This window comes from Candidatus Neomarinimicrobiota bacterium, from assembly GCA_021734025.1.
GTDB lineage: Bacteria > Fidelibacterota > JAANXI01 > JAANXI01 > JAANXI01 > JAANXI01.
Genome location: JAIPJS010000003.1, coordinates 328,886 through 341,959 on the forward strand (window position 1 = coordinate 328,886; position 13,074 = coordinate 341,959).

At 49.7% G+C, this 13,074-nt stretch carries 10 protein-coding genes; 3 read left to right on the forward strand and 7 right to left on the reverse strand.

Annotated features, from left to right (window positions below; translation table 11 throughout):
- Nucleotides 1-61: 61 nt before the first annotated feature.
- From K9N57_05550 to K9N57_05580, 7 genes are all read right to left on the reverse strand, one after another.
- Nucleotides 62-1,552, reverse strand: a complete 1,491-nt coding sequence (locus tag K9N57_05550) for a rhamnulokinase (protein MCF7803633.1) — start codon at nt 1,550-1,552, stop codon at nt 62-64.
- Nucleotides 1,553-1,597: 45 nt separating this feature from the next.
- Nucleotides 1,598-3,772, reverse strand: coding sequence for a bifunctional rhamnulose-1-phosphate aldolase/short-chain dehydrogenase (locus K9N57_05555; protein MCF7803634.1), 2,175 nt, complete (start codon nt 3,770-3,772; stop codon nt 1,598-1,600).
- Nucleotides 3,773-3,920: 148 nt separating this feature from the next.
- Nucleotides 3,921-4,646 carry a class II aldolase/adducin family protein gene (locus K9N57_05560; GenBank protein ID MCF7803635.1) on the reverse strand — a complete coding sequence of 242 codons (726 nt, stop codon included), beginning with the start codon at nt 4,644-4,646 and terminating at the stop codon, nt 3,921-3,923.
- Between the two features lie 101 nt (nt 4,647-4,747).
- On the reverse strand, nt 4,748-6,559 hold the full coding sequence (locus tag K9N57_05565; GenBank protein MCF7803636.1) for an L-fucose isomerase: 1,812 nt from the start codon (nt 6,557-6,559) through the stop codon (nt 4,748-4,750).
- Between the two features lie 505 nt (nt 6,560-7,064).
- Nucleotides 7,065-7,253: a hypothetical protein gene (locus K9N57_05570; protein ID MCF7803637.1), complete on the reverse strand. Its 189-nt coding sequence runs from the start codon at nt 7,251-7,253 to the stop codon at nt 7,065-7,067.
- 15 nt (nt 7,254-7,268) lie between these two features.
- Nucleotides 7,269-8,690, reverse strand: coding sequence for a hypothetical protein (locus K9N57_05575; protein ID MCF7803638.1), 1,422 nt, complete (start codon nt 8,688-8,690; stop codon nt 7,269-7,271).
- Nucleotides 8,691-8,722: 32 nt separating this feature from the next.
- Nucleotides 8,723-9,991: an L-rhamnose isomerase gene (locus K9N57_05580; GenBank protein ID MCF7803639.1), complete on the reverse strand. Its 1,269-nt coding sequence runs from the start codon at nt 9,989-9,991 to the stop codon at nt 8,723-8,725.
- A gap of 237 nt (nt 9,992-10,228) precedes the next feature.
- Here K9N57_05580 and pelA point away from each other — a divergent pair, with 237 nt between their 5' ends.
- From pelA to K9N57_05595, 3 genes are all read left to right on the forward strand, one after another.
- Nucleotides 10,229-11,380 carry a pectate lyase gene (gene pelA / locus K9N57_05585; GenBank protein MCF7803640.1) on the forward strand — a complete coding sequence of 384 codons (1,152 nt, stop codon included), beginning with the start codon at nt 10,229-10,231 and terminating at the stop codon, nt 11,378-11,380.
- A 96-nt stretch (nt 11,381-11,476) separates the two neighbouring features.
- A complete protein-coding gene (locus K9N57_05590) occupies nt 11,477-12,388 on the forward strand; it encodes an alpha/beta hydrolase (protein ID MCF7803641.1) in 912 nt (303 codons plus the stop codon).
- Between the two features lie 147 nt (nt 12,389-12,535).
- Nucleotides 12,536-13,018, forward strand: coding sequence for a GreA/GreB family elongation factor (locus tag K9N57_05595; protein MCF7803642.1), 483 nt, complete (start codon nt 12,536-12,538; stop codon nt 13,016-13,018).
- The last annotated feature ends 56 nt before the right edge of the window (nt 13,019-13,074 follow it).

Consider the following 13,074-nt stretch of genomic DNA (forward strand, 5'->3'; position numbering starts at 1 on the left):
AAATCCGAACCCTTTATTCGGTTCACATAAACAATGCGCAATTTACGTAAATCCCGGTAATTCAGGTGGTCAGAATTGATTGGTAGCTGGCAAAATGATCGTCCCAGTAACCCTGGTCTGCAGGCTCATAGGTTTTTAACGCAAATGACTGCCTGATTATCTGCCGCAAAGAGCCAAGATCATCGATGAGCTCTGTTGCCAGCGCCTGCACACCGATATTGCCAGCGGCAGTCCCCTCAACCGGTCCGGTAACGACCGGTCTGCCGATGGCGTCCGCTGTCAGCTGGTTTAGTAGCGTATTTTGTATGCCGCCGCCAACTGCATGGAGCGTTTGAATTTGTTTTCCCGTCAAAAGTTCAAGATCGTCTATCACCATGCGATATTTAAATGCCAGGCTTTCCAGTATGCACCGGGTGATCCATGCTGGATCAGTTTTATACGACTGGTCAGTTTCACTTAAAAAGCTGATAATGCTTTCAACCATATTCTCCGGCTTCAAAAACCGCGAATCATCAACATCCACCCAGGCCCGTATCTGGTCAATCTTTTGTGCCATATTCTGCAGGGTTTTATAGTCAAATTTTTCACCCTGATTATTCCACACTTCCCGGCATTGTTGGAGGGGCCAGAGCCCCATAATGTTTTTCAAAAACCGGGTGGTACCCTCGACTCCACCTTCATTGGTGAAATTGTATTCCTGAGTTCGTCCTGTAATGACAGGTTCCTCCAGTTCTACGCCCATAAGTGACCATGTACCGGAGCTGAGAAATGCCCAGTCATCGCCTTCAGCCGGGATCGAGGCAACTGCTGCTGCCGTGTCGTGACTTGCACCGGCGATCACCGGAGTTGTCATGGTGATGCCGGTTTTTTCGGCGACGGCGGGGACTAATGTGCTAAGAACAGTACCCGGTTGGGTAACAGGAGGGAAGAGGGTACCTTCGAAGCCAAACGCCTCCAGAATTTGCCCGGACCAGTTACGGGTCCGGGGATCACAAAGCTGGGTAGTGGACGCAATGGTATATTCGGCTGTTTTCTGTCCGGAGAGTAGATACAACAGGTAGTTTGGGATGGGCAGAAAATCAGAAGCAACAGTCAGCCAGTCCAGCGTCTGGCGCTTTTCCGCCAGCAGCTGATACAAAGTATTCAGCTGCATAAATTGGATACCGGTATACTCATATATTTTATCTCTGGGGAGTATGGTCGAGGCATACTGAATCAGGCCGTCAGTGCGGCTATCCCTGTAGTGATACGGATATCCCACCAAACGGTCATCGGCATCCAGTAATACATAATCCACACCCCAGGTATCAACGCTGATCCCCTGGAAGTGCGGACCGAATTCATCTCCCGCTTGGGCCAGTGCCGACTCAATTTCCGCATACAACTGCAAAATATCCCAGTGAAGGTGAGAGCCACTTTCCACCGATGGAGTGGGGAAGCGATGCACCTCATGGAGAGAAAGACGCGGCGCAGAAGTGTCGATACGACCGATGACACAGCGCCCACTTTCGGCGCCAATGTCGAATGCGATAAATTGCGATTCGTCAGCCATCTGTGCTCCGCTCTGAGTGAGTCGAAAGTCGAATAAGTTCCCTGGCTACCGCAGGAAAGCGTCAGTTAATCCACCGTCCACCGGGATAATATGTCCGGTAGTCCGGGAGGACTTCGATGAGACCAGATAATAAATCGCTTCGCTGACATCCTGTGGACGCATCGGGGCGTGGGTCAGAGTTGATTCCGCGTAGTACTCTGACAGTTTATTAATCAGCGATTCCGTGCTATCATCCGGATCAAATCTCACGTTATATTTCTTCAGACTACTGATCACCCTTTCCCGCGGAAACATTGAACTGCCGTCCACAACACGTGCCGGGCTAACGCCATTAACGCGAATATTCGGGGCATACCGGATCGCCAGCTCCCGTATTAGGTGGTTCACCGCAGTCTTACTTACGTCATACGGCTCGGATCCCGTTTTCGGCACAACTGCATTTGCGGAACTGGTGAGCAGAATCACACCTTCAGTGCCTTGTTCTTTAACGATAGAGTTAAATTCGTCTGTCAGGATATAATTTCCGGTCACATTCGTTCGCAGCGTTTTATCCCACAATTCGTCGGCAAAATCGCCGTTTTCGTCCGGATAAGCGATCATGGCGGCTGTATTAATGAGGATATCTACACCGCCAAACTGGAGTACCGTCTTCCTGAGGGCGCTCCGCACGGATACCCGATCCGTAATATCAATCTGAGCGCTGTCGGACAGTTCTTTGCCATGCGTATTCTCCATCTGCTGGTGGGTTGCTTTTGCCAGGTCGCCGTCCAGGTCTGCCACCATCAGATGACCGCCTTCTTCAACCAATTGGTCGCAGGAATCCCGGCCGATGCCGCTGCCGGCGCCAACAACCAGTAAAACTTGCCTGGCTAACTCCTGCTCCGGAGGCTGGCGTTTGAGTTTGGCTTCTTCGAGCGCCCAGTATTCTATACGAAAGGCTTCTCTGGGAGTGAGAGCCACGTAGTTATTCAGCACCTGATCTTCGTTGATATCCTCGTCGATTTTACCGTCATCCAGGGAAGTAGCGCCTTCCATGACGTGAATGGCGTTGACGTAAAATTCGCCGGTTACGCGGGCTTCCTTTTTGTTCTTTCCAAAAGCAAGCATCCCAATACCCGGAATAAGAACCACGCGGGGATTTGAATCACGCATGGCAGGGGAGTCCGGCTCCTTGTTTTCCTCGTAATAGGTCTTGTAATCCACGCGGTACTGCTTCAGGCCGGATTCAATGGCGGACTTCAGGCTGTCAATATCGCCTGTTTCGGGATTCCAGTTGACATAAAATGGCCGTACCTTGGTGCGGATAAAATGATCAGGGCAACTGGTTCCCTGAAAGGCCAAAGCTTCCGCATCTTCACTGTTGACAAACCTAAGGACATCCGGCAGATCCACAAACTCTCCAATGACCATGTTTTCACTGCCGACCCGGCCGCGAACAAACGGAAAAACTGCTGCAGCAATATCTTCCCGATCATCACGGGAATCAAATTTTTGTCCACTAAAAAGATCATCGCCCTTTTCTTCCATTTTTTCATTAATGAACTGTCCCATGGCGTCAATGATTTCAATGGTGCGCCTGTAGCACGCGTACTGCTCATCCCCCCAGGTATGCAGACCGTGGGAGGCCATAATCACGCCCTCCGCATCCGGATTTTTATTCAGGGCATCCTCCAGCATCGTTGCCAGGTGATAACCTGGACGCTCCCAGGGAAGCCAGATCAAATTGAATCCAAACCGGTCGTTGAATTCCTGCAGCATCCGCTTACCATTGGCAGAGGCTGCCAGAGCGATTGCCCAGTCCGGATGGGTGTGATCCACATGTTTGTAAGGGGTGAGCCCATGAATCGGTGTGTCGATAGAAGCAGGGCGGTCGTTTAAACCGAAACGGCATAGGGGGTAGTAATCTACCATCTCATCTTCATATTCTCTCCCGCGATACCGATCACGTAATGCACGAAATTTATCCATATAGAGCCGGGCAAATCCATCGCGCTTAATGGAACCGAGATCGCCACCACTACCTTTAACCCAGAGGACTTCCACTTCTTCGTCGGTCACCGGATCACGCTGCATCACTTTCGAGGAAGTATTCCCGCCACCGAAGTTGGTGATCCGCAGATCTGATCCAAGCAGGTTTGACCGGTACCGGAGTATCTCCGGTTGGTCCAGATCCTGTACATATTCATCATCCCATTTGTCTTCAAGGTATTCCAGCTTCATAATTCAAATCTCCATAATTATGCTTTGCGACAGAGTTAATATGTTATTTAATAGTTCCTGTTTTACTCTATATAACGCAATGAAGTCAGGTGGTTGCGTATGAAATTGATGCTTTTGTCATTTTTTTCCATATCATTCGCAAACACAGTTATGTTTGTTTCCGAATTTGTTGTTGCCGGTATTTTTCATCTAAACGATTGTGGATTTTCTCGACTTCGCCTGGAGTCATAAATTGTATTTTCCCATGGATTGCAGCACCATTGAATACAGCTGCGGCTTTATTTGCCATCTGTGTGGCAGAAAGCACACCGTTGGCAGTTTCACCGACGGCAATGAGCCCATGGTTTTTAATCAGGAGTATCTTTGGTGTAAAACCGTTATCCCGGATAAATTGATCCCAGGAATTCCGAATCGCTATCGCAAGATCAGCACCAGGGTTTACGTAATCAAGCAGGAGGGATTTCGGGCCGCAGCAGACTATTTCGTCCGGAAACAAACGCCGGGATGCAAACAGTTTCGCTGCCGGGGAACAAAGAATTTTATTGACTTCAATAGGATGTGTATGTCCGACAAAATTGACGCCAGGTTGCCGGAGTAGCCATGCGTGGAAGGTTGATTCCACTGAAGGTTTTAACGCCTTCGGATCATTTCTGGATTCCAATAGGGTAACCTCAGTCTCTTCCTCTGAAGCATTATTGTCCAGGAGTGATAGTGTTGTTTCAAATCGTGTGGCTACCAGGTGCTCCGGCTGGAGGGTGCGTAATTCGGTCCCGCTGGCCCTCACCAGGAACAGATTTTCATCCAGTTGAGCAGAACTGTTTCCTTCGCCAAGTATGGTGAATCGATGAGCAGGATTGCCCAGCTGATGGGACATCTCCAGTAGGTCGGAGCGAATTTCTTCATATCTGGTAGAATCAATCACTATAAATTCTCAGTCGTCGCATTCGCTGTTCGTATAAATTCACCTTAACCCGGTTACCCGTAAAGCGGCCCAAAATTGTCACATGCTCTGTAGTCTGCGCCTTCAGGATGTGCAGTGCCAAAAGCATTCCATCCGCTAGGACGGAATATTCGCGATTCGTCCACATTGTGCATATTCACCGGGATCCTGAGCAGGGAAGCGAGGGTAATCAGTTCGTCCCCGATATGCCCGTAGCTGATGGCGCCGTGATTCGCGCCCCAGTTATACATCACGGTATATACATCTCTGAACGCTCCGGATCCTGTCAGGTTGGGTGCAAACCAGGTCGTGGGCCAGGTCGGATTCGTACGGTCGTTTAATACCGAATGGATATCCTCCGGCAGGTCAACCGCGTAGCCTTCAGCAATCTGAAGAACCGGGCCTAACCCTTTCACGATATTCAGTCGCGACATGGTTACTGGCATTTCGCCGCGGGTCAGAAATTGGGAGGAAAATCCGCCACCGCGGAAATACTCCTGGACTGCAGGGCACCACTTTGTATTGTCCAAACACGCTTTAACCTCATCACTGGAAATATCCCAGAACGGCTTCATTGCCGGTTGATCGTCAATTTCGAGCTGGCCCGTGCCATCCAGCGTAGCTGAACCGGAGTTAATGAGATGGATAATACCATTCTCAGCGGGGCCTTTCAGTTCTAGTCCGGTGACTCGTTTCACGGAAGCAGGGCTCCAGTAAGTGCGGACATCCGCAAAAATCTGTGCCGTATTGGTTAATAAATGACCAAATAGCATTACAACGCCGTTCAAGCTGTCGTTTTCCGTTGCCATCAGATACGGTTCCCTGATCCCGTTCCAGTCGAATGAGCTGTTGAGTATGGCTTCCATAAAATCACCGTTGGGGAAGTGATCCGTCCACTGCCGCTGTCCCTGGAATCCAGCCAGAATGGCGTTATGGCCCATGGCTTCCTCGCCGTAACCGAATTCCCGGAGGCGCGGATTCCCGACCATCAGATCTCTGGCAATCATTGCCATCTTCGTCACGGTCTCCCAGGTAGCATCCTTTTCTTCGCGCGAAAGTTGGTGTTTCGGGGGATTGACGTCCTGTCCTTCTTTGCAATATTCATGAACCCAGTCAATTGCCCGCTCAAATTCCTCAGGATCATATATTTCTTCTTCAAGCCGCCTGGTGAGTTCTGACATATCCACCGATTCGTTCCGCATACCGAGATAATCCTGGAAAAAATCTTCCTGGACCATAGAGCCGGCGATCCCCATGGAAGCGCCACCGATCGAGAGATAAGACTTCCCGCGCATCGTTGCAACTGCCAGTCCAGCCCGGGCGAAGCGGAGCAGTTTATCACGCACATCCGACGGAATAGTGGTGTCACCTTCATCCTGAACATCCCTGCCATAGATGCTAAATGCCGGTAGTCCTTTTTGGTTATGACCGGCCAAGACGGCGGAGAGATACACCGCACCCGGCCTCTCCGTGCCGTTAAATCCCCACACCGCTTTTGGCGTATGCGGATCCATATCCATGGTTTCCGTGCCATAGCACCAGGAAGGGGTGACGGTCAGGGAGGCACCGACGCCTTCCCGCTGAAATTTTTCAGCAGCCTGCGCTGCTTCGGCGACTCCACCGATGCAGGAATCAGCAATTACGCATTCTACTGGTAGCCCGTTGGAATGCCGGAGGTTGTTCGATAAAAACTCCGCCGCAGACTCAGCCAGTGCCATTGTTTGTGATTCCAATGATTCCCGAACACCACCACGTCGGCCATCGATGGTAGGTCTGATCCCGATTTTAGGCATCGAACCCTGTAATCGTTTTCCTGTCTGGACTTCCATATTTTTAAATTCACTCATTCTCTGTTTCCTGGTCTGCCTATAACTAGGTCGGTGGCTTGAAAAAGGGCGTTAGTGCCTCTTCTGTGAATGAGCAATAAAATATTCGATTTTGGACAGGGATACAATCAAAATGGGGTACCAGCAGCCTATCCTTATCCGCCCAGGTAATCGGGACAAACCGCTGGTTCTCCCATCTTGAATAATATGTGATCGTTTTATTGGGTTGTTCCTAAAAACCTCATTCGCAGTGCAATTTACCGGCCTTAACTAAAGAATTAATTGAACCAGGAAATTCACTGTAGATAGTTTAGGCCGGATTGAATTATGTAACCTTGAATCTTTGTAATTTTAATAAATAATGTCACCTGAGTCAACAAAAATGAAATAAATTGTATCATGAATTATGGCGTTATGATACAAAAACGACAGGTATACCATACTGCCGGAAATCTGTAACTCTGCAAATATTCCAGATGGCTCAGGAAGCAAGGCGGGGATGTTTTGAGGGATGGGCTCTAAATTATCAGGTGTCCGCCGGATCAGAGTTGGCGAAATATGCCAGTCCGCCGGAAATACCAAACCAGACCAGAGATGACCAGAGCATCCAGGACTTCACCTGGGGCAAGTCAAAGGTTCCGGCCAGGTAGAGCACAGATGGGAGTAAAAGGACAACCAGAGACAACCATGCAAGTGTTCGAAAAAAGGTAACCATTTATGAACCTTTCGATTATGTCGCTACATTCGGTGAATAATTTCGTTGCATAAGTTTGCTCAGCCCGAGAAATGCGAAAATGGCGAAAATCCATCCCGGAAGACTGACAAAGTAGATCTGGATGCCGGCGTAGCGGATCAACACGACACACAGAACAAGCGCCAGCAGCCACGTGAGTCCGGCCGCCCAGTTAAAGGAATTATTGAACTTTAATGCAAATTCGGACTGGATACCGGCTTTCCTTGAGAGCCAGAAGTCAGCAAAAATGACGGCGCCCATCGGCATCAGAAGCATGCCGTACAATGCTACGAAGTCGAGCAGTTTCATGGCGACCGCCGGAAACATTCCGGCGATGGTTGCCAGCAAGCCGGTCGCCAGGGTTACGCGGAATCGCGGCCATTTGGGGACGATAGCCTGAAAGGCGAGTCCGGCTCTGTAAATTGTGGGATTCGCCGTTGTCCAGCCGGCAATAATAACACACAAAATACCGGCAAGCCCTGCTGCCTTATATGCCAGTGGACCCGGCAGGACGTCCGTGTTGCCCGGCGTTTGGTATAACTGTAGCGCGTACAGGATAGCGGCGGATATCCAGGCCATAAAGTGACCAACATACATACCGGCTGCCGAGGCCACGCCATACCAGGTTTTCTTGGCAAACCGCAGTACGGACAAGTCCGCCATACCCAGATGCATCGCCAGGTTGGTAAACCATGAGAAAAACAGGACATGCCAGAAGGAGAATTTGACTTGTCCCGGCAGGGCATCACCACCGGTCCAGATATGGTTCTCTGCGAGATCCCACAGGTCTCCGATACCGTTTATCGTCACGCCGGAGACGTCAATAAACTGTTTGAGGCCAATGAGACCGAAAGCCACAAAGACCAGTACCATCCATGGGGAAGCGATGTTTGCAAACTTCGCCACCACACGGTATCCGTACGCGGCTACGATGGAAATGACTGCACCTACTGCAAAAACAGCAATAATCCATCCGAGACTGTTGGGATACAAATCGTTTAATCCCGGCATGGGAAAGTCGATCCAGACACCGATGGCCGTGGCAGAGACCGTAATCATCGCGCCAGCCAGGAAACAGAACATTATGCCATTCGCCAAATTATATATTACGACGAGTTTTTTACCGCAGATACGCTCCAGCTGATAATACAGGGTGAGTCGGGCTCGGGTTGCAATCGGTGAAGTAAATAACACCCAACTGAGTACAGCGAGGGCGTTGCCAAGCAATAACCCGAAAATCAAATCAAACGCGCTGACTCCGGCGGCAACAAAGAGCGGACCAAGCATGAGTTCCGTACCGGCACAGTGCTCTCCGGCATACATCCCAATAAAGTGCTTAAAGCCAAGCTGGGCCTTCGCCGGAACGGGCTCGCGTTCAAATTCCAGGTCTGGTGACGTTGAGTGTTCGAGATCTACCATATTCGTCCTCGCAATTTTGACAGTGGTAGCGGTTATTGTCGTTGACTGAGTATCGTTCGTTCGTATTCTTTGACCTTGTCTAGCCAAGCCATGCGGGGCGGAACATCTTGTTGCCGACAGAAATAATCCCAAACAGCGCCGAATGGCAATGACTTCATAGTTTCAAAGAGTGCCAGGCGTTCAGTCTTGTTCGCGTCCAGCTCCAGTTGTGCCAAATAATTATGGGGCTCAAGCAACGCTTTGAGGAGAGCCTTTTGTACAGCCCTGGTGCCAACAATCCAGGCGGCAAGGCGGTTCACCGTCGCATCAAAAAAGTCCAGACCGATATTCACTCTGGATAGATATTCGCCTCGGATAATCCCTTCGGCAATGAGACGCAGCATATCATCCTGGATCACGATATGATCGCTGTCCCAGCGGACCGGCCGGGAAATATGCAGCAACAGCTCGTCTAAAAAGGTGAGTATGGCAGAAATTTTATCGCCAACCTGTTCGGTGGGATGAAAATGTCCGGAGTCCAGGCAGAGGAGGGTATTGTTTTTGAGTGCATAGCCTAGATAAAATTCGTGAGAACCCACGGTATAACTTTCGACGCCGATGCCAAACAGTTTGCTCTCCACAGCATCCTTCATATGGGCCGGATCGATATTTTCCGCGAAGACCGCATCCAGTGATCCGGCCAGGTGTTCTCTGGGACCCTTCCTATCATACGGCAAATCTTTGGAGCCGTCAGGGATCCAGACATTCACAACACTCGGTGTCCCGAGGGCCTTACCCATGGCTTCGCCGATTTTCCGGCAAGCTTTGCCGTGCTCAATCCAGTAGTCCCTGACCCTGGCATCCGGGTGGCTGAGCGTAAGGCCATCCTTCACCATCTCATGGGCAAAGAAGGTCGGATTAAAATCCAGGCCAATCCCCAAGTCCTTAGCCCAGTCGATCCAACGGGAAAAATGTTCGGGCCCAATCTCATTTCGCTCGGGGGCGCCTTCCTGGAAATCCCCGTAGATTGCGTGCAGGTTAAACCGGTGAGTCCCGGGTATCAGCGACATGGCTTTCCGGGCGTCGGCCCGGAGTTCATCCGGTGTACGTGCCCGCCCAGGATAGTTTCCCGTCACCTGTAAACCGCCGTCGCCGATATCGGCTAATGACTCAAATCCCTGGACGTCATCACCCTGCCAGCAATTAATAGAAATCGGAATCGCCGCCAGGGTTTCTAATGCCTGTTCGACGTCTACATCCAGTTCAAAATAGGCTTCCTTCGCATACTGGAAACTTTGACGCACCTGTTGATCTGTATCCATAGGAATTCCTTCCACCAGAAAGAGTTAGTGCTATGCCTGATAAGATATGTATTGAAAATGCGGGCGGATATTCGACAATTAAAATCGTTTAACAGGGGAAAAAAAGCAACTCATAATTCCGGAGATGGATATAAAACCCTGTCGACGAGAAATTTCTGGAATATGGCGGGCCTCCGGATTATTATTAACTTTAAATTTCCGATTATACAAACCAGGAATCCTGTAAAGGTTTCAATTATGAACTACCAAAGATGGAGTTTCCCCTGTTCCTCCGCCAGATTATTTACCGGAATGGCACTGAGCATTTTCCTTTTAATTTCGGTTCCGTTGGGGGCAGAAGACGATACCAGCCGCACGACCACACCGGTCAGCCTGGAGATGTTTGGCGACGGAATCCATCATTGGAAACTTGAGCATGAAATTGATTATCCGAGGTACGATCCGTCGGAGTTCGTGAAAATTGCGGATAACTTGCTCCAATATCAGAATGAGGATGGCGGCTGGCCAAAGAACATCGACTGGCTCGGCAAACTGGATGCGGATTCACTCCTCAGTTCCTACACGGAGCGCTACCGCCGGAGTACCTTCGACAACAGAAATACCTATCCGCAGATTGAATATCTGGCCAAGGTGTATACGAGAACCGGATTTGACCGCTTCAAGGATGCCACTCGGAGGGGAATTGAATATGTCCTAGGGAGGCAGCATGCGAACGGTGGTTGGCGTGGTTGGGATGTCGACGCTATTACATTTAACGATGACGTCATGACCGGCATCATGAACCTGTTGCTTGATATCTCACTTGAAAAGTCGTTCTATTCCTGGCTCGATGATTCAACCAGGTCAAATGTTGATACGGCTTTAGAGCAGGCTATTGATGTCACTCTGGAGTGCCAGATAGAAGTCAACGGTATGAAGACTGTCTGGTGTCAACAACACGATCATGAGACTTATGAACCGGTGAAGGGCCGATCGTATGAGTTGCCGTCAAAAACCGCATGGGAGAGTACATCGGTTGTCGAATTTTTAATGCGATTGCCAGAGCCGAGTCAACGGGTTATTCATTCTGTGGAAGCAGCCATAGCATGGTTCGAAAAATCCAGGATTCGCGGGATTAAGGTGAAGGAGGTAACCCGTATTATGGACGGTGAAGAGCAGCGGGACAGGATTGTAATGGAAGATGCATCTGCGCCACCGATCTGGGCGAGATATTATGAGGTGGAGACCAACAGACCGTTTTTCTGCCGGCGCAGTGGGGAGAAGGTGTACTCACTGCAAGAAGTGAATCATGAACGGCGAATCGGCTACGACTGGTACGGCTACTGGCCACAGGAATTGTTGGAGAAGCAATACCCGGCGTGGCGGGAAAAACACGATTTGCCGGATTAGTTATCATTCTGCGTAAAGGTTGATCGATATCTATAATTCATAAAATATAGGACGTCCCCTGTGAATGAGAATAATATATTCCGGAATATTTATGCTCTGCTTGTTCTGACATTCTTGCTATGTGGATCGATTGGCTTTGCCCAGGATTCCACACTAACACTTTGGCCTGGCGGAGTACCTGGTGCTATAGATGACCCGGAATATGTCGAAGGGTTATTTAAGGAGCGCGCCCACAGAATAGCGCGCGTCTCGGACCCGACCATTGCCGTTTATCTGCCATCACAGGACATCGAGACGGGGACAGCAGTTGTCATCTGTCCGGGCGGTGGATATTCATATCTATCTATCGGACCAGAAGGATTCGATGTTGCTCGCTGGCTTGCGTCTTACGGTGTCGCAGCAATCGTGTTAAAATACCGGTTGCCGAGCGACCGTATTATGAAGGAAAAATCGATAGGGCCGCTGCAGGATGCGCAACGGGCAGTGCGGTTGGTGCGAAAACATGCGAAGCAGTGGCGCATCGATAAGGATAAAATCGGAATTATGGGATTCTCCGCCGGAGGGCACCTGGCGGCGACGCTCAGCACGCAATTTGACCGGGAAGTGTATCCGAACCCTATAGAACTCAGCGCCCGACCGGACTTTTCCATATTGATTTATCCGGTTATCTCCATGACCAACAGTTTAACGCATGGCGGCTCACGTACCAATCTCATTGGCGAAGAACCGGGTGAGGTACTCATCACCCAATACTCAAACGAGCAGCAAATTTCACAGGAAACGTCCCCGGCCTTTCTGGTGCACGCGGCCGATGACGGGGCAGTACCGGTCGGAAATAGTATTGCGTATTTTAATGGGCTGAATGCATTGGATATCCCAGCCGAAATGCATATTTATGAATCCGGCGGCCACGGATTTGCGCTGGGCGACTACGATCATTCTGCTGGAGCCTGGCCGGAAACTTTACAGGAATGGCTGAAGGGACGTGGACTTCTTGGCGACCAATAGCATCATTTTTTATAATTCTGAAATGGTGTAGTGACTCACTTCTTTGGGAAGTATTAGAAAAATTTTGCCAGCTGGCTTTCTATATTTCCTAAAATTTCCTATCTTTGAGTTTGAACGAGAAAAACACGAAGCACAAGGATATTTATTATGGCAGTAGCAATACTCAAGGATACACACGAACTCCTCCGGGAGCGGATTAAAGAGCTCCGGGAAGAGATCGATGCAAATAAGGATGATATCAGAGATGCCGCAGCACATGGCGACTTGTCCGAAAATGCCGAATACGACTCCGCCAAGGAAAAGCAGAGTATGCTCCACTATAAACTGAATCAGCTGCAGATGTATATGAATGTGGAGATTTTCGACGAAGGCGATATTAATACGGATGTGGTCTCCTTTGGTACGCACGTTAAGATTAAGAATAAGAAGAACGGGGAAGTCCAGGAATACAATCTGGTCGGCCCGGCGGAATATGAATTGGAAAATTATCCCGAGGTGATGACCTATACTTCACCGCTGGCAAAAGCGCTGATGGGAAAAGAAGTTGGCGAAACTGCTGAAATTAAAAAGCCAGACAAGCATCTGGAATTCGAGGTACTGGAAATTGAATCGGTTCTGCAAAGCGAGTAGAATGTATTTACCTCATGATGATATAAAGCAGTCGGGTGATCGGCTGCTTTTTTTAT

Coding starts and splice junctions, on each gene's coding strand:
- pelA (MCF7803640.1), top strand. CDS start 10,229: ATGAACTACCAAAGATGGAGTTTCCCCTGTTCCTCCGCCAGATTATTT.
- K9N57_05560 (MCF7803635.1), bottom strand. CDS start 4,646: ATGTCCCATCAGCTGGGCAATCCTGCTCATCGATTCACCATACTTGGC.
- K9N57_05575 (MCF7803638.1), bottom strand. CDS start 8,690: ATGGTAGATCTCGAACACTCAACGTCACCAGACCTGGAATTTGAACGC.
- K9N57_05580 (MCF7803639.1), bottom strand. CDS start 9,991: ATGGATACAGATCAACAGGTGCGTCAAAGTTTCCAGTATGCGAAGGAA.
- K9N57_05565 (MCF7803636.1), bottom strand. CDS start 6,559: ATGAGTGAATTTAAAAATATGGAAGTCCAGACAGGAAAACGATTACAG.
- K9N57_05595 (MCF7803642.1), top strand. CDS start 12,536: ATGGCAGTAGCAATACTCAAGGATACACACGAACTCCTCCGGGAGCGG.
- K9N57_05570 (MCF7803637.1), bottom strand. CDS start 7,253: ATGGTTACCTTTTTTCGAACACTTGCATGGTTGTCTCTGGTTGTCCTT.
- K9N57_05555 (MCF7803634.1), bottom strand. CDS start 3,772: ATGAAGCTGGAATACCTTGAAGACAAATGGGATGATGAATATGTACAG.
- K9N57_05550 (MCF7803633.1), bottom strand. CDS start 1,552: ATGGCTGACGAATCGCAATTTATCGCATTCGACATTGGCGCCGAAAGT.